The sequence below is a fragment of the Paenibacillus sp. FSL R5-0473 genome, assembly GCF_038004565.1.
GTDB classification, from domain to species: Bacteria; Bacillota; Bacilli; order Paenibacillales; family Paenibacillaceae; genus Paenibacillus; species Paenibacillus amylolyticus.
The window spans coordinates 4,082,453-4,097,790 of sequence record NZ_JBBORL010000001.1; the positions used below are offsets into that span (position 1 = coordinate 4,082,453).

The 15,338-nt window shown below is 41.5% G+C and carries 21 protein-coding genes and 1 pseudogene; all 22 read right to left on the reverse strand.

Annotation, left to right across the window (positions count from 1 at the left end):
* Nucleotides 1–39: 39 nt before the first annotated feature.
* On the reverse strand, nt 40–183 hold the full coding sequence (locus tag MKY28_RS17805) for a hypothetical protein (RefSeq protein ID WP_165790066.1): 144 nt from the start codon (nt 181–183) through the stop codon (nt 40–42).
* A gap of 158 nt (nt 184–341) precedes the next feature.
* The gene (locus MKY28_RS17810) at nt 342–854 is read right to left on the reverse strand and encodes a GNAT family N-acetyltransferase (RefSeq protein ID WP_340936520.1); all 513 of its coding nucleotides are present in this window, start codon (nt 852–854) and stop codon (nt 342–344) included.
* On the reverse strand, nt 835–1,728 hold the full coding sequence (locus tag MKY28_RS17815) for a PhzF family phenazine biosynthesis protein (protein ID WP_340936521.1): 894 nt from the start codon (nt 1,726–1,728) through the stop codon (nt 835–837). The genes MKY28_RS17810 and MKY28_RS17815 overlap by 20 nt, the downstream gene beginning before the upstream one ends.
* Nucleotides 1,729–1,805: 77 nt before the next feature.
* Nucleotides 1,806–2,348 carry a GNAT family N-acetyltransferase gene (locus MKY28_RS17820; protein ID WP_340936522.1) on the reverse strand — a complete coding sequence of 181 codons (543 nt, stop codon included), beginning with the start codon at nt 2,346–2,348 and terminating at the stop codon, nt 1,806–1,808.
* A 27-nt stretch (nt 2,349–2,375) separates the two neighbouring features.
* The gene (locus tag MKY28_RS17825) at nt 2,376–2,891 is read right to left on the reverse strand and encodes a nucleoside deaminase (RefSeq protein ID WP_036610381.1); all 516 of its coding nucleotides are present in this window, start codon (nt 2,889–2,891) and stop codon (nt 2,376–2,378) included.
* Nucleotides 2,892–2,986: 95 nt separating this feature from the next.
* Nucleotides 2,987–3,556 (reverse strand): histidine phosphatase family protein, encoded by a 570-nt coding sequence (locus MKY28_RS17830; protein WP_340032266.1) that lies wholly within the window; start codon nt 3,554–3,556, stop codon nt 2,987–2,989.
* Between the two features lie 247 nt (nt 3,557–3,803).
* A complete protein-coding gene (locus MKY28_RS17835) occupies nt 3,804–4,061 on the reverse strand; it encodes an NUDIX domain-containing protein (protein WP_340032265.1) in 258 nt (85 codons plus the stop codon).
* Between the two features lie 220 nt (nt 4,062–4,281).
* A pseudogene (locus tag MKY28_RS17840) lies at nt 4,282–5,016 on the reverse strand (hypothetical protein); the annotation flags it as partial.
* Nucleotides 5,017–5,187: 171 nt separating this feature from the next.
* A complete protein-coding gene (locus MKY28_RS17845; RefSeq protein ID WP_036610394.1) occupies nt 5,188–5,697 on the reverse strand; it encodes a hypothetical protein in 510 nt (169 codons plus the stop codon).
* Between the two features lie 276 nt (nt 5,698–5,973).
* Nucleotides 5,974–6,321 (reverse strand): hypothetical protein, encoded by a 348-nt coding sequence (locus tag MKY28_RS17850; RefSeq protein ID WP_036610397.1) that lies wholly within the window; start codon nt 6,319–6,321, stop codon nt 5,974–5,976.
* A gap of 5 nt (nt 6,322–6,326) precedes the next feature.
* A complete protein-coding gene (locus MKY28_RS17855; RefSeq protein WP_036610400.1) occupies nt 6,327–6,719 on the reverse strand; it encodes a hypothetical protein in 393 nt (130 codons plus the stop codon).
* 33 nt (nt 6,720–6,752) lie between these two features.
* Nucleotides 6,753–7,151 (reverse strand): hypothetical protein, encoded by a 399-nt coding sequence (locus tag MKY28_RS17860; RefSeq protein WP_076318232.1) that lies wholly within the window; start codon nt 7,149–7,151, stop codon nt 6,753–6,755.
* A gap of 15 nt (nt 7,152–7,166) precedes the next feature.
* Nucleotides 7,167–7,577: a hypothetical protein gene (locus tag MKY28_RS17865; RefSeq protein ID WP_282318870.1), complete on the reverse strand. Its 411-nt coding sequence runs from the start codon at nt 7,575–7,577 to the stop codon at nt 7,167–7,169.
* The gene (locus MKY28_RS17870; protein WP_340032264.1) at nt 7,574–8,020 is read right to left on the reverse strand and encodes a LytTR family DNA-binding domain-containing protein; all 447 of its coding nucleotides are present in this window, start codon (nt 8,018–8,020) and stop codon (nt 7,574–7,576) included. Before MKY28_RS17870 ends, MKY28_RS17865 begins: the two co-directional genes overlap by 4 nt.
* A 168-nt stretch (nt 8,021–8,188) precedes the next feature.
* Nucleotides 8,189–8,689, reverse strand: a complete 501-nt coding sequence (locus MKY28_RS17875) for a hypothetical protein (RefSeq protein WP_076318230.1) — start codon at nt 8,687–8,689, stop codon at nt 8,189–8,191.
* A gap of 25 nt (nt 8,690–8,714) precedes the next feature.
* Complete coding sequence (locus tag MKY28_RS17880; protein WP_076327140.1) at nt 8,715–9,218, reverse strand: DUF4188 domain-containing protein; 504 nt, start codon at nt 9,216–9,218, stop codon at nt 8,715–8,717.
* 31 nt (nt 9,219–9,249) lie between these two features.
* On the reverse strand, nt 9,250–9,702 hold the full coding sequence (locus tag MKY28_RS17885; protein WP_076327141.1) for a hypothetical protein: 453 nt from the start codon (nt 9,700–9,702) through the stop codon (nt 9,250–9,252).
* Between the two features lie 126 nt (nt 9,703–9,828).
* Entirely contained in the window at nt 9,829–10,473 is a 645-nt protein-coding gene (locus MKY28_RS17890) for a hypothetical protein (RefSeq protein WP_338708132.1), read from the reverse strand.
* A gap of 59 nt (nt 10,474–10,532) precedes the next feature.
* Complete coding sequence (locus MKY28_RS17895) at nt 10,533–11,015, reverse strand: hypothetical protein (RefSeq protein WP_076318226.1); 483 nt, start codon at nt 11,013–11,015, stop codon at nt 10,533–10,535.
* 199 nt (nt 11,016–11,214) lie between these two features.
* Complete coding sequence (locus tag MKY28_RS17900) at nt 11,215–13,929, reverse strand: YDG domain-containing protein (RefSeq protein WP_339198204.1); 2,715 nt, start codon at nt 13,927–13,929, stop codon at nt 11,215–11,217.
* A 305-nt stretch (nt 13,930–14,234) separates the two neighbouring features.
* Nucleotides 14,235–14,645, reverse strand: a complete 411-nt coding sequence (locus tag MKY28_RS17905; RefSeq protein ID WP_339198201.1) for a hypothetical protein — start codon at nt 14,643–14,645, stop codon at nt 14,235–14,237.
* Nucleotides 14,646–14,669: 24 nt separating this feature from the next.
* Nucleotides 14,670–15,191, reverse strand: a complete 522-nt coding sequence (locus MKY28_RS17910; RefSeq protein WP_339198198.1) for a GNAT family N-acetyltransferase — start codon at nt 15,189–15,191, stop codon at nt 14,670–14,672.
* Between the last annotated feature and the right edge of the window lie 147 nt (nt 15,192–15,338).

The following is a 15,338-nucleotide window of genomic DNA, read 5'->3' on the forward strand; positions in this document are numbered from 1 at the left end:
GAAAAATGATAATTCTGTTCGAATGTGATGTGGTGAACGTTAGAACCGCTCTCCGCGTTTCTCATACAGGTAGATATCCAGTGCCTGAATCCCACGCCGGGCCAGCTTAATAAACAGGATCAGCGCATACACGCCCAGTCCGTATAACAGTACATTAATCAACATTAGAAATATCGTAATCATAATTGTTATTCCTCCTAATGAACCTATTAAAATACCACTCCCTATTCTAGCATATTTTGCCTCATTTAACTTTTCTGGTAGATGTAAGGGGCATTTAGCGTGCTTATCGGTTAAAATAAAAAATCTACCACTCAACTCAGGGAGTGGTAGATCCATGATCAAATCTGATATTTATAGATTCTTGTCTCTTCATCATCAAGCAAATATCCTTTACCGATATAGGCCCAGTTATTTTTTTCATAATAATCAGTCAGATCAGTACATAAATACAGCTTGTCATACCCTTTTGCTTTCACCTCATTTAATGCATGGGTCTGAAGTTGTCCACCCAGATTCTGGCCCCGATATTCTGGATCAACATGAAGACATGCAAACCAGGGAAAGAGATCCTGCCTGCTATTCAGATCACTTCGCAACAAAGCGTACCCACCGATAATTCGGTCTCCGTCCAACATCACATAAAATCTTGGCACATCACTCTCTGTATCCACAGAACGCTCTATACAATCCCGATAGAAATGGAAGCTTGATTCCGAGCCCCATTGTTTCCAGAAATACTGTACTGCTTCTTGCATCACGTCCGGCTTCTGCCGAATATCAATAATTTGCAAAATGTTAATCTCCCTTCGCGCTTTTTGCTTTCGTATATGATCAAATGTCCAATTCAACATTCAGTTCACGCACAAAAGCAGCTGTCCCCTTCATTCTGACATCCATATCCTCACCATCCCGAATCACACTCACTTGAACCTTTCCATCTCTTCCAATCTCATGCCCTTGCTCTATCACAAACTGTACCTCATCAATCTCCGGTTTCACATAGGTTAAATAATAAGCACCCATCACCCCGGAGGCTGTTCCAGTCACTGGATCTTCCGTCGTACCAGAGTAAGGTGATGAAAAATGTCTGGCATGCATCATCGCATCGGAATCACGAGTTTCGAAACAAAAGGGATGTAGGGAAGCTTTGGGATTCTCAATTAAAATCCCTGGGAACAGGGAAGAATCCGGTTTCATTTTCATAAAAGAGTTCAGTCCACGAATCGGGATTAATAACGTCCAGGCTCCTGTACTTCCATAAACGATTGGCGTAGAAAGGTCAACATCATCCAGAGTGAGATTGATGGCGCTTACCAGCTTCTCGATATCCCCCTGGAATGGTATAAACTGCGGCTGATCCTGTTTCATTTCCATGTAAATGGTGTCGGCATTGCGCTCAAATCGTATGGGTAATGTACCTACATTGGTTTCAATCGTGATTAACTCTTTGTCACTCAACATCCCACGCGTCTTCAAACCATACAGTGATGCCATTGTGGCATGACCACACAGATTAATCTCATGCCCCGGTGTAAAATAACGTAGTCTGACGTCAGCTACTTCAGAGTTCAACACAAATACCGTCTCATTAAAACCAACCTTATAAGCGATCTGCTGCATCTCCGTCTCACTGAAATGATCAGCATCAAAAACCACTCCTGCCGGGTTACCTTGACCGGGAACGGTAGAGAAAGCATCATAATGATAAACCGTAATTCTCCCCATGGTTATAACCACCTTTGCCCTAATTTACGAGAAACACAACAGAACCAACGTAGTCATCTGACTTCCTCCCCTACCTATTAGACTCGCTTAAACTCTCTATCCAAAATGGAGTAAAAATACTGGTCTGTCCACTGATTGTTCCACCATAGTTCTTCCTGGTAGACGGCCTCCCGTGTCATACCCACATGCTGCATCAGTGCTGCTGAGCGAACGTTTTGTGAATTGCACATACCGACGACCTTATGAGCTTGTAACTCTTGAAACGCAAATTGTAACAAAAGATGTGTAGCCTCGCTCCCATACCCGTTGCCTGCGTATTCCGAAAGCACACCGTATCCAAGTTCCCAGCTTTTTCGGTAATCCACATAACTCCACATCTGAACAATACCAATGGGTGTATCTTCCGGATCATTCAAGCGGCGTATAACAAAATCATAGGCATACGGTTTCTCATCTGCGACAGCAAAATGGCTGCCATATTTCTCACGGACCTTTTCCTCATCCGTTTCAACAGTTTCCTCAAAGCTCCATATATTTGTGTCACATTCAAGTTGACATATGAAGTCGAGGTCCTGCTCTGTGACTGTTGTTATTCTTACCTTCTCTCCCACGAATTCCATGTGTATTCATCCCCTTTATAAAAAAGATCATTGCTTCGGAATCTCCCACTCTGTATTAAGCACACCTCTACCAATATTCCATTTGGCGAGCAAAGCTCTCTGTCTGTTTTCCAGATCAAGATAGGGTGCTGCAACACAGGATAACGTGTCAAACATATGGATAAAATGAGGCCCTTCCTTGAAACGTCGAAGCCCGCCATATTCTTCATCATCCGCTGCCCATACAATCTTTTTAATACCCGACATTAATATGGTACAAGAGCACATAGGACAAGGTTCACAGGTAGTATAAAGCGTCAAGTCTTTCTTCTTCGAGAATTTCTTCTTCTCTACATCCAGCAAATGTTTTCCTGCCCGACGAATGGCATCCACCTCAGCATGTGCGGTGGGGTCGCAATCCGAGAAAACTCGGTTCCTGCCTTTACTCACGACAATCCCATCCACATCCACGATTATCGCACCAATCGGATACGTTCCTTCAATAAGTGATTGTTCTGCTTCTTCCAGAGCCAAAGTTAAATATTCATAATCCGATAACTTCATTTGAAAGTCCCCCTAAGTACAGTTATAGACCACCTACAAAACAGACTCCTTGTGCAATGTGTAATAGAAGAGATTGACGGAATCACCTTTAATCGTTAAACGTTTCGGATTGTGTACTGCCCTGCTTCACCAAGAAAATCACTTTTGGTTAACCCTTCTTCTCCGAGTAACATCCTGTAGTTCGATATCGTACCATCATGGGAAATGATAAACGTATTGCCGCTCTGTTGCCTGCACCATTCAAGAAGCTGTTCAGCTAATTTCTTGAATCGATGTGCATCCATCTGATTAATACTCTCTTCCCAACAATCCAAACCCAAATCAAGCATTCTTATGTCAGTATACTGATGGCTGAGTTCTTCCTTGGAATAGATCTGATCACAGACGAAAGGAACAAACTCTGGATTCTGAGGAAACATTCTTGGGCCAACCAGTGGGCTGAAGAACGCAAGATTTTTGTTAGGGGTTAGGAGTTGTGCTGTTTCAATAGTACGTTTCGTTGGACTAACCAAAATGACGTCTTCAGGCGCAAAAACCACTTGTTTACGCAACGCTATAACCTGACTTTTCCCCAATTCAGTGAGGCCCGGATGCTGACAATTTAATTGATTTGGGTAATCCATCAAGTGTTCGCCATGACCATGACGAATAAATGTAATGTCCATAGGCACCTATTCCTCTATTTCTGAATGAAGTGTTTGATGCCTTTTGCATCAAGAAGTTAGTCAGTTCCTTTTTCAAAAACACAGGATATACTTCCATCCGCTCCAGTTCGTCCAAGGAAAACCATTGGAAAGTTAACTTACCGTTATCTTCTAAACCTTTGAATTCAGTTTCACTATATAGCTTATGGGCTTCCGGCAATTTGATGAGATAATAAAAGCCAACTTCATGATACTTCAGGCCATCATATTAAAAGAAATCTTCACTAACATATGCGAGCCTTTCCGCACCTACATGAACACCCAGTTCCTCCATCATTTCTCGTACAATAGCCGCTTCTGTTGTCTCGTTTAATTTCACCCGACCTCCGGGCAGATTCCAGAAATCATCCTGTTCAGTCGTATGCAAAAGAACTCTTCCCGCATCCATCACAATACCTGCCACACGGAAGTTGAATTTGTTGTTATTTTGTTCATACGATACATTATTATTATCTGCAGTGGTCATCTCGCTGACCATCCATCAGCAAATCCGTCCATGAATCCCATGATGAATGAGGGAATGATAAGTACGAGCAATAAAATTAAACTGGCTATGCCCCATCTAAGAATTACTTTCCGTTTGCTTCGAACACCTATAATAATTAAGATTGCGGTTATTGCAATTAAGGCTACTCCATAAAATGTCATAAAACTGACCTCCGGTATGTATTCGTATTTCATTAAGGTTACTGCAGAATCTTTTCTAGTTTGTGCCTACAAGCCTCGCGGTCATAATCCGAATTATCCAGCCATACCTTATCCATCTGAAGTAACCCATAGATTTTGGACTCCAGCTTCTTTCTTTCCTGCAAAACCTGTAACGTACCCTTAACACCCTGATAACCCTGTGCCTGCCCCAAACCCTGGTTCGTATAATAATTAATGAATCCCTCTGACCATTCTTTTGGTCTTTCACTGACTGCCTTATCAAATGTATAGGATATATCTTTCTGGTCGATATAGATGAGAAGCGGGTTCAGAGCATGAATGATACGCCCCAGTTCCAATACATACTGCACGTTCTGCTCTTTGGATTGATTGCATTTTACGAGACCCATGGTTAGTGGATTCTGGATAAAACAACACTCAAATATCGTGATGCAGTCATCATTCGTGCTTAACACGTTTTGGGTGAAATCTTGCCACTTCCCGGTGATCAGCTTAACATTTTGCTCAAAAGGAATTTCGTAAATATCGCGGCTGAAAATATCCTGTACAATGTGATCGGGAATCTCTATTCCCCATTGCTCTTTCATCTTACGGTATGGAATCAGGAAACCTTGATCATGAGCAGTCGCATTGCTTTCCAGAATCTCTCTGTATTCTTCATGTGTTTTCAATAAAGCCTCGAAGTCTCCAGCATAATAAAAAGATACGCCCTCGTAATCAGCCGGGTGATCCAGGTTCCCTTCTTGAAATAGTTGTACCTCCTTGCCTTATCCTATCAAAATTTCGGATACCATTTTGGCAACCGTTGACTTGCCTGAACCCGGTAATCCTTCAATGAGTATTAATCGCCTATCCATCATTACATCATCCTTTAGGTTGTATAAAATTTTCAGCTCCATGATCAAGACAGTGTTCTACTGTGCTTAATCAATGTCTGCAAAAATCCATTGCGCGTTATCGCCATCTTCTTTCTTTTTCCAAAACACCATCGTATTGCTATACTCTTCGTCGTTCTCATTTAACTCATTAACTATCACCACTGCCTGATAGAGTTTCCTTTGCTCCTGTATAGTGATATCGCTCATGGAAGTAACCTTGAGAACTTTGTATCTTCCCATACCTGATATAGGAGATTCAGGATCAATCAAACTCATATATGCTATTTCATCCTTTTCGTATAAATAACGTATACGGGCATTCATAAGTTTGACGATTTCCAATTTGTCACCGGTATAGTTTGTTTCATCGAGATACTCTGGTGGGATGTCTTCCTTCTCATGGGATGTCGATATTTCTTCATCCTGTTGTGTCTCTTTTGCTGTGACACTTTGAGCCAAGGAATCTATTGATTGTTGTGCATCTTCAGTGTTTTCCTGGTTCTGACAGGCCACCAGAAGTAGTAATAATAATGAAACTACGTTTAACTTTTTCATAGTCAGCCCTCCATTCAATCATGGATAATACTCCCCTCGTAAAGACCTTAAATGCCTTTAATTTAAAATAGAGACTTCCTATGTATGTAAAATTCTCTCTCAAGGTACATCATAACCCATAATGTGGAATTTGCGAATAAACGAAGTTAACCATCTCTGTTTCTATAGCATTTCGCGCAAAAAACCACGCTTCTCTGCACGAGTTATATCATGCAAAGCGCGTGGTTATCAGCAGAACTTTCATTCAACTTTTGTAACTGTCCACAATCAATCTAGCTACCTACTAAATAGCATATTCATTATGCCGACCGCTTCAATCTGGATCTCTTTTTCTTCATTATCCAAGAAAAGGTAACTATATGTTGAAAAGATTCCCATATGCAGTATATGTCCACCTTTATAATGAAGCGTCTTTTCCTCACCGTCGATCGTCTGCGTAAACGTCCTGCCTTCATTCACATCATACGAAGAATGGATGTCATGTTCACTTGCGAGCCACGCAACAAAATCTTCTTCGTTTGGATTGGTCATTACTAGAATAACGAGCAGAACAACAAGAACAACAATGCCCTTTCTTAGTCCTGCGCCCTTCTTGCCACCATGCTGTGTGTATTCACGCTCCATCCCGTTCACCCCGTTTCTTGAACAGAAATCTCTACGTTCTTTGCCAAAACCCAACCACTCAATCCATACGAGGATGAGATCACCATATACTTGTATTTCTCCTCGATCAGCCGGATTTGCAATTCGTCATAGGAATCATAACTGACAGGCCAAGCTTGACCCTTCCCTGACTCTAACAACTCTCGATTATAAGGGATAAAATGCTCTATTTCCCACTCATCCAGATCCAAAATAATGCTGCCATGCAGCGGTGTATCAAACGCATGGGCCATTACACCAGAGAATAAAACATCCATATTTTTCGGCACATCATGACTTGAACGAGTACGCATCCTAATTCTTTTGTTCTCTAAATCAACTTCGTAACTTAATATGATGTTGTCATGCAAACTTGGCATAGTCCCCCTCCTTCCATACCTTATAAATCCGAATCAAACACCATAATATTGTTTATAGTGTGAGACCCATTCCGCGTTGGAGAAATCAACAAAGTCATACGGCTCGCACTGTTTAAGGTAAAGCAACTCCTTGTGCGCCTGTTCCCCATCCATATTTTCCAGATAAAATAAAGTCTGCTCATGTCCCGCACCACATAATAACTGCACATCAATATAACTGCCCGTATCCTGATTCTTTCGTTTGGCTTTCCAGATCAGCGTGGTGTCCTCCACATTTCCAATACAGAATAACATGATGCACAATAGTCTCAGAACCTCGTTATCCTCTGACTTCCGGTTCTCAATCTCTTGCTGAAGCAGCTGTCGGATGGCCTCCCGGTGTACCTCATCAGGTTCCAATCCGTACAACTGCAACAGTTCTTCCTCGTTCATACGTGTACTCCCTACCTACTTGAGAATGTTATTTAACTCTTCCGCTTTTTTCCTGCTATCTATTCTAGCATAAAAATAAAAAGCGATGACGTGTAGCACGATAGATAATAACCACATGCCGGGGAACCAGGGAGCGATGAATTGGAACATGTCTACCGAGAATAACCATACCATCGCCATGCCTCCTGCAATATTGAATGTGGAAGAAATGACGATATTCCATACCGGTTTTAACGTAAAATAGTTCCACAGTATGTTATACATCATTCCAAACAACAAAGCTGCAATAAAAGCAATACCCGCTATGTTCCATAAATAGGACATCTGAATGGGCAGATCACCAAAGAATATTGTAGCCAAGAGTGTGATCCATAGCGTCATTATAGTGAATACTTGAAAAAAAGAATTTCTAAGTTGAGTAATCATGATAATTTCCCCCTAAAGTTTTTAATATAAAATCGGCTGACGAAGTAACTGGAGCTATCGCTCAGGTCTACCTTAATTCGAGCTTGGTCTGTTGCAGAGAATGCGGTGATGTACCGCGTATTGATGATCGTTTGATTATTTATTTTTACAAAATGAAGGTCATCCAGATCCTCTTCTACAAATTTCAGACGTTTATGAAGCAAGTACCTCTCACCTGAGATCACCCGGACACAGCACATCCGATCCTCTGATTCAAAGGCAACCACCGAGCTCAACTGGATCTGTATATTGCGATTATTCTTGGCATGGATGACCGTTAATTGAGTTTCCGATTCACAGATTGCCTTCTGAATACGGTCCCACTTCGACTTCTCCGCAGGATGGGTTATGACCTTGGCTACCCTTTTATCAATTGCTGTGTCCTCTTCAAAAATGACTTTCATGTGTTGCCCCTCCTCTCACAACTCATATTACAAGCATAGTTACGGCAATCCCACTGTATTGCGTTTTGTTGCATGATTTTGCAAGTTTGTTGCATCGGTACTGCATAGATACTAAAAAGAACCACTCCATGGGAGCAGTTCTTTTTATAAGGAGGTGCTACGTTAACCTTACTCAATCTCCAGATACATATCCCGATTTTGCAGGATCATCTCATTCATATGTTTAATAGCTGCTTGCGCCACGGTCTGATAGGTGTCATATAACACCTCTGTTCTCTGAAGCAAGATTGGGTCCTTATCCAGATCTGTTGCCAGCACCTCAAGCCACTCTTCACCCACTTTATTTTTGTCCGTAATGAGACTTTCAATCTGTTCAAGTACATTAACCATCTCATCTAAATGAAAAAAGTGCATCCCATTTTTTATTCCATTCCAGCTTTTGATCTCAATGATGTTATATGCCGAAAACCAATAAAATTCTGCCAGACTTTTCGTGTGATTATGATAGGAATAGAACAGAAATAAAGCTTGTTGCCCTTCGTGTAACATTCGGTATATCTCTGATTTGGCTGCCATATCTCTGCCCCGTACTGATACAAGCATTGGTTCAATACACAGCCAGCTCAGTTGCTTTGAATATATATCTTCTGGTCGAAGTTTAGCCTTCATAACATGCTCCTTTCTTTTTACCTATTTAAGGATTCTCTGGTACTTCCACGGCCGGGTCATTCTCTCCGCCCATTCTGCGTCTGGATGTCTCCATTTTCCCTGTCGAAGGCACATGGTCAGAAGCTTTAGCTAATCCGAATTTGGGCATGTTGGCGTATATGGTCTCGAAGGAACCCGACTGAGCCTTGTATGTTTCATGATATATCCCTACTGTTCCGTCAGTACCAATGGATCGGTTGAATTTTTTCCAAGCTTCCAAGTGTAGTCCACCTCGTGCGTATTTCTCCAATTCATCGTAAGAGCGCCAGTATTGTAGTAGCGTCACCCCACGCCTGCTTATAAAATACTCTGTACTCAGAAATCCGGTCTCCGGATTCATATACAGCTCTTTAATCATCGGGCCCATGGACTTAAAGACAGGCAACCATTTGTGTATAGCCCACAGACGATTAATCCTCATTCCGATGATAAAAACAACAAATTCTCCCTCAATCTCAGCGGAGTATCTTCCCTTATGTATGTTCGCCACGTAATCTCTCCTTCTCTCAAAACATTCGATTTCATCGGATCTGGACGACCCTGCCTATCCGCTCATAGGCATTCAAGGGAAACTCAAAACTCCACCGTTTGTGATATTCCTCCAGTCCCATTTCCTTCAATTTGCTTAATTCTCTGTAAAATAGCTTAGTCAACTTGACCAAGGATAACTCCTCAGACATAAGCAATCGCCCCTCTGTAACGGCTTCCGTGCTAAAGTTATCACTCATCTCATACATCATGAATTGAACGATTACCTGCGAACGTTTCTTGATCCAGAAGCGATATTCTCCAGGTTCGGTCTGCATGGTCATGGTTACCTCCGTGGCTCCTTTGTGCAATGCAACGAATTGACGTGTTATCTCATCCACCGCATCCGACAAAAAAGAAACCGGAATCTCAATCTGTTCTCCCTGATCAGGTTGAACCAGGATATCCAGCCATCCGTGCGGTTCAAGCGTCATAACGATGTCCATAGTCATCCTCCTTTATGCAATTCTGTGAAGCAGAATAATTGGAAACCCATTTTCAGATATAACCGCTGTGCCGCAATATTCCCTTCATTTACAGCTAAAATAATCTCATTAATCTTGGGATGCAACTCACAAACGCATTTGTGCAGTGCCTTCATTGCTGCGTAAATCTTCATACACATTCCAACTTGTATACAATTCTTTTAGCGCTAACGCCGTTTTATGTATGAACTCTTCCATAGCTTCCATGGATAACATATTTAAATCACCCAAAGGTTCGTTGTCAGGGTTAACTAAAAACTCAAGTTTCTCTTCTCTATACTGGTACACCTCAGATTCCAGCAATCCGCCTAAATCAAATGCTCTTCCCACATTCAGCTCATTTAACCAATCGTTGGCCCTATTCCAATTCCGTAAAATCATAAACTCCAGCTTTGTGACATCCTGTGTATACACACTTCTTCCGTTGGGATGGACTTCATATGCAGGATAGATATCGAATGTCCACGCGCGATCCGTATAGATATGGGCGATGTAACCGCACAGATATTGCAGGAATTTGGGATCACTATAAGCTAACTTCTTGTTGGATTCAAAAAATCCTTTAAGTTCTTCGTCTGTTGCGAATCTTCCTGCCTCTGGCATGAGGTGGGTTCTTGCCTTTTCTGTACGAAGATTAGTTCTTACATGGATCGAATCAGGAGCAAGGCTTCCCAATAACAATTCAGGGGATGGCTCGGATATCAATTCGGATGCAATTGCAAAATGTACCATCGGCCAAGGCAATGTAAAAACTCCTTTCTTTAGTCAATTGGTCTTAAAAGAGTTAAATTTCATATCCCAAAATGCACAATGCTTTTCCCATTTATCTCAGCATACTTTGCCATGTTCGCAAGCTTATGTAATTCGTTGATTAATTCAACTTTGTTGTACACGAGTTTCTCGTAGTAGCCCTTCCGTTCTTCTCCATCAAAACAGTAACTCCCTGTCAGAACAATCGGATCCGCCGCATGGCTGAATAGATCAATCCAGGCCTGAAGCAGTTGATGAAACTTCAACAAAACATCCTGCTCTTTAATCACGGTTATTCCATAGTTGTTCAGTCCACTACATCTCATACACGTAGATGGATTCCATGTATCCAACCAGCAAAGGGAATCATAGATGTACGCAATGAATTCGTCTTCCAAGGTCGCATGATTCTTTGTGGTTAATCCACTTCCATGTATTCTCCCTTGTGAATCCCATGAGTAGGAGGTATGAATATTCCCGTCTACTTGCGATTTGTTTTCAATAACAAAATGATGCTTTGGCATGCCTACATTTGTCCCCTTTACACGCTCACTTTCATTCAATCCTCTTAATTCATCATAACCCATGTATTGGTAAATGCGAAGTTGTTTTGAATCTAAAAATCAAAAAGCCTCCACAGTCTTATTCGACAGTGGAGACTCTATTTGCTTCTACACTTTCATCAGAAAAGTCACTAATGAAAATGGTCTTCAAACATAAACATCACGGTGTAGCAGTAATCTCCCCTGTACCAACTATCTGCATTGCTGGGGCAACATAATTTCCTGCATCATTTCCTGTAAGAGTGTAATTAATCGTTATTACTTTATTGGTTCCTACAGCTGCATTGTTGTAAGTGGCTACGGCGATTACCTGTACGTCATCCCCAGGGATAATGTTAGATAATGCACCTGGTGTTACATTTGCAATAAGAGTTCCGTCATACACTTTGGAGAGTATTAATGTCGGAGACGAGATCATCAATTGCTTTCTAGTTATTACACCATTCACTGCAATTTCATCTGGTGCAGTATAGTTTGTTCCATCATTACCAGATAAAATATACGATACGGTTATCTTTTTATTTGTTCCTACATTTTCATTATCATAGACTCCTGAAGCACTTACCGTTACGTCATCCCCAGGACAAATACCTTGTTTATTTTCTCCACAAGATCCTACTCTAGAACCTGCTATTGCAGTTGTTGCAAAGGTTCCATCATACACTTTGAAAGTGGTGATTAGGTCTATGATCGTCCCCGTATCTGCACTAGATTGTACATAAGCAGTGTAGTTCGTATTATTAACCGGAGCAATATATTTGCCACTATCCATACCAGCTAATCTGTAAACCACAGATACAAGCGCCGCTTTAGGCGGGGAAGTTGTATCATATACCGCCTCAGCACTCACCGTCACATCCTCACCTGGAACAACCCCAACTAAGGAACCTGCAGATACGACTACCGATGAATCTCCATCTGTATTCTCAATAACAGTCAACAATGGCTCCCCGATCGTCAACTGTGCGGCTGTAATAACTCCTGTCTGGATTGTATAGTTTGCAGGCGTAATATACTTGGACGCCTCTGGTCCGCTCAACGTATAAACTACAGTGATTGTTTTACCTGTGCCTATTATTGCATCATTGTAGGTGGCTGCTGCACTTACGGTTACATGGTCTCCAGCAGCAACCCCGGTTAGTGAATCTGCTATTACTGTAGCCGAAGACGTTCCATCGTACATTTTCTCGGTTGAGAGTACTGGAGCCGAAACGGTTAACTGATTTGTACCAATAACGATCTCTGCCGAAGCCATCGATATATTGTTCGCGAGATCAACGGCATATAAGACATACGTGCCTGACACTAAACCCGCTGTACTCATTGTCGTATCTACGTTTGCTGTCACCGACTGCTTCTTGCCAAACAACCCTGCAACAGATTGGTTTAGACTCGTGATTGTTTTTGGTGTTGCGGAAGGAACCAAATACAGATACCCATTTTCATTGCTTCTACCCACCACAGGATCTCCACCTGCAATATGACCACTCGTTACATTGGACAGAGTAGGAGCGATTGTATCCGTTCCTCCAGTGGAAGGTGAAGTCACAGGAGCAGTTGGAGTAGCTGGAGTCACTGTATTTATGACTTTATCCAACAGTCGAATTGTAGTTTCAAAAGTCGTACCACCTTTAGCAACGGAACTCAGCGTCACCTTTTCAATAGTACCCGTGCCTAGAATTTTAGCGACTGCATCTAAGAAAAGGTTTACAATCGTTGCATCCGTGCCTAAGTTAAGAGTCGTCCCCGTTGCTGTAACTGCTACGATAACGTCCTTAATACGGCCTTCAGGAATATCCACCTGAACCCCACTGCCTTTAATGATTAAGGAATCAAATGTTCCTTTCAAACCTACTTTTGAACCCGCAGGTAACCGCTCGGATAATGTAATCTTGCCGAAGCCATTCCCCGTAATATCCGTTTCTTGTAGCGTAGCAGGGGAGTGAATGGTTACTTCTCCAACTGTCGTTGAACCTTCTACAATAATGAGAACGGGTCCTTTTTTCTTATCAACAATAAGGGTAGATGTTACGGTATTTTTTAAATAGATGGTACTAACGCCCCCACCCTCTACCCGTGTCACACCTTTAATCGTAACATTCGTAAGGTGTACATCTCCTTCTTGGATACCTTCACTAAATAATAGGTTTCCTTTGATGATCATATTCTTCAATGTAACCCCAGCCGTGCTAATGAGCACATCCCCATCAATGGTCTGCGTCCCCGCCTCAGGGCCATATGTTCCAGCTAAGCTGTAATCCGTTGCTCTTGCATTCACTGAACGATCCAGCGCAACGACTGCTTCAGCACGAGTGATCGGTTTATTCGGATTGAAGTTATTATCGTAGCCCTGTAAAATCCCTTTAGCCACTATAGCATCTACCGAATTTTTAGCCCATAAGGCTATCATATTGGAATCCGTAAAGTGATTTCCAGTACTAGCTTCATTCGATAGATCCAGAAGATCATTGATAATAACTGCAACTTCTTGTCTAGTAATGGGTTTATTGGCACCGATTGTACCGTCCCTATAACCCTTTATGTATCCAGCTTTTACAGCTTTGGAAACCTCAGCATATGCCCAGTTAGATGAAGTAACATCCTTGAAGGATACAGATGCTGTTTCAGTAAATCCATATGAACGATTAACCAATGAGAAAAACTCTGCTCTTGTTATGGTATTGTTCGGTTTAAAGCTGCCATCTTCATAACCATGAATAAAACCTTTGTCGATCCATTTCGTAATTTGGCTTTCTGCCCAGTTTCCCTCGATGTCTGATGCCGAAGATTCGGCGGCACCCAATACTACATTAAACGATGAAAACAACATAACTGTAATCAATAGAGTGGTCACAAGCTTTTTAGCACAATTCATGATATTAGTCCTCTCACTCATAGTATGATTACTGGATCTTACTCGCTCAACTTATCACAAAGATCAGCAATAGTATACATAAAATACTGACCATGAAATATGGCTACAAAACCCAGTCTGTTAAAGAGTTTAGAGCCCAACTTTCGGTGCATACAGTATACATTTTTTCTACTCCTCCCTATCACATCAGAACTGAAATATAACAAAAAAAAGGACACCTCGTTGTCGTATCCATAGGTATCCTCGTTTATTAAATTAGGTAGTAAACTAAAATGCTGAATCACTAGTTTCCTCAATTCTCACATTCATAAAATCCTTCGTCTACTCAGAAACGCTGTTCCTTCTTCTCGGTACATCTCTATAGATTCATTGGTCACATGATCATGCCTCAATGCTCCCATATAATCTGTTCCAGGTTTGTTCGATCTATAATCTGAATCAATCGTGTAAATATTGAAGTGCACCTCATCTTCATCCTCTGACACATCTGTTTTATCAAAAAGTGAAATCACTTCATCTTTACCAAGATACCTAAATGGAGAATCCTGACGCTCTATAATATAAAATGGATATGTGAGGTTTTCTATCTGAATGAATTCATGGTATGCCTTAAGCTCATCAGGTATGAGATCCATGTACTGTCTAGCTACATCTTCTGCCTGAAATACACCTGAAATCCACTTCAAACTCCCCTTGGTTGCTACGATAATGAACAAACTAATCACCTTCTAATTTAAATATTATTTCTCTCTTTCACGCACAAAAGTCTGAGACAAAATCCGGTGACTGCCAGCGATATTGTCAATTTCAATATTATATGCAGACTCAGTATATTCAATCTGATGTTGCTCATAATACTTTTTCCAGAACGAAACTGCTGCCGCATTATTAGCAAGCTGTTCCACTTTAAATGTACCCTCAAATTGAGCAAAAACCAAGTCAGCCGCTTGGGCTGCCAGCCCCTGTCCGCGATATTTTTTGACCAAGAACAGCTCCTGCACGGTATAATCCACTTCTTCCGGCACATATGGAGGTGAGCACACCAGTACGAATCCAATAACCTTCCCTTCATACTGAATCAAAAACGGATGTAATTCATCGCGTTCCAGATATAGATAGGTGTTCGTTGGATCATATTTCCCCTCTTCAAGTAGATCCTCGCCAGAAAATTCGGACAGATCATATAAGTACAAGTTGTACAGGTTGAGGAACAATTCCTTTTGTTCTGCCAAAATACTCGTAATTTGTACATTCATCTTCATTGCATATCTCCCTTAGTTAATGAGTTGGTTAGTGGTCCATACATGACATTACCGATGTCCACAACGAGTTTGCTGTGCCCTGTTCTCAATATATTCTTTCAACCACAGCAGATATAGGCAAAGTTTGGTTTAAACCATGGAGTAACC

Bases quoted from the DNA above. Each gene is read 5' to 3' on its own strand.
- MKY28_RS17830 (WP_340032266.1), bottom strand. From the start codon at position 3,556: ATGGACATTACATTTATTCGTCATGGTCATGGCGAACACTTGATGGAT.
- MKY28_RS17910 (WP_339198198.1), bottom strand. From the start codon at position 15,191: ATGAAGATGAATGTACAAATTACGAGTATTTTGGCAGAACAAAAGGAA.
- MKY28_RS17890 (WP_338708132.1), bottom strand. From the start codon at position 10,473: ATGGTACATTTTGCAATTGCATCCGAATTGATATCCGAGCCATCCCCT.
- MKY28_RS17885 (WP_076327141.1), bottom strand. From the start codon at position 9,702: ATGGACATCGTTATGACGCTTGAACCGCACGGATGGCTGGATATCCTG.
- MKY28_RS17900 (WP_339198204.1), bottom strand. From the start codon at position 13,929: ATGAATTGTGCTAAAAAGCTTGTGACCACTCTATTGATTACAGTTATG.
- MKY28_RS17815 (WP_340936521.1), bottom strand. From the start codon at position 1,728: ATGGGGAGAATTACGGTTTATCATTATGATGCTTTCTCTACCGTTCCC.
- MKY28_RS17865 (WP_282318870.1), bottom strand. From the start codon at position 7,577: ATGATTACTCAACTTAGAAATTCTTTTTTTCAAGTATTCACTATAATG.
- MKY28_RS17810 (WP_340936520.1), bottom strand. From the start codon at position 854: ATGTTGAATTGGACATTTGATCATATACGAAAGCAAAAAGCGCGAAGG.
- MKY28_RS17850 (WP_036610397.1), bottom strand. From the start codon at position 6,321: ATGGAGCGTGAATACACACAGCATGGTGGCAAGAAGGGCGCAGGACTA.
- MKY28_RS17820 (WP_340936522.1), bottom strand. From the start codon at position 2,348: ATGGAATTCGTGGGAGAGAAGGTAAGAATAACAACAGTCACAGAGCAG.
- MKY28_RS17895 (WP_076318226.1), bottom strand. From the start codon at position 11,015: ATGCCAAAGCATCATTTTGTTATTGAAAACAAATCGCAAGTAGACGGG.
- MKY28_RS17805 (WP_165790066.1), bottom strand. From the start codon at position 183: ATGATTACGATATTTCTAATGTTGATTAATGTACTGTTATACGGACTG.
- MKY28_RS17875 (WP_076318230.1), bottom strand. From the start codon at position 8,689: ATGAAGGCTAAACTTCGACCAGAAGATATATATTCAAAGCAACTGAGC.
- MKY28_RS17845 (WP_036610394.1), bottom strand. From the start codon at position 5,697: ATGAAAAAGTTAAACGTAGTTTCATTATTATTACTACTTCTGGTGGCC.
- MKY28_RS17835 (WP_340032265.1), bottom strand. From the start codon at position 4,061: ATGACCACTGCAGATAATAATAATGTATCGTATGAACAAAATAACAAC.
- MKY28_RS17825 (WP_036610381.1), bottom strand. From the start codon at position 2,891: ATGAAGTTATCGGATTATGAATATTTAACTTTGGCTCTGGAAGAAGCA.
- MKY28_RS17855 (WP_036610400.1), bottom strand. From the start codon at position 6,719: ATGCCAAGTTTGCATGACAACATCATATTAAGTTACGAAGTTGATTTA.
- MKY28_RS17860 (WP_076318232.1), bottom strand. From the start codon at position 7,151: ATGAACGAGGAAGAACTGTTGCAGTTGTACGGATTGGAACCTGATGAG.
- MKY28_RS17870 (WP_340032264.1), bottom strand. From the start codon at position 8,020: ATGAAAGTCATTTTTGAAGAGGACACAGCAATTGATAAAAGGGTAGCC.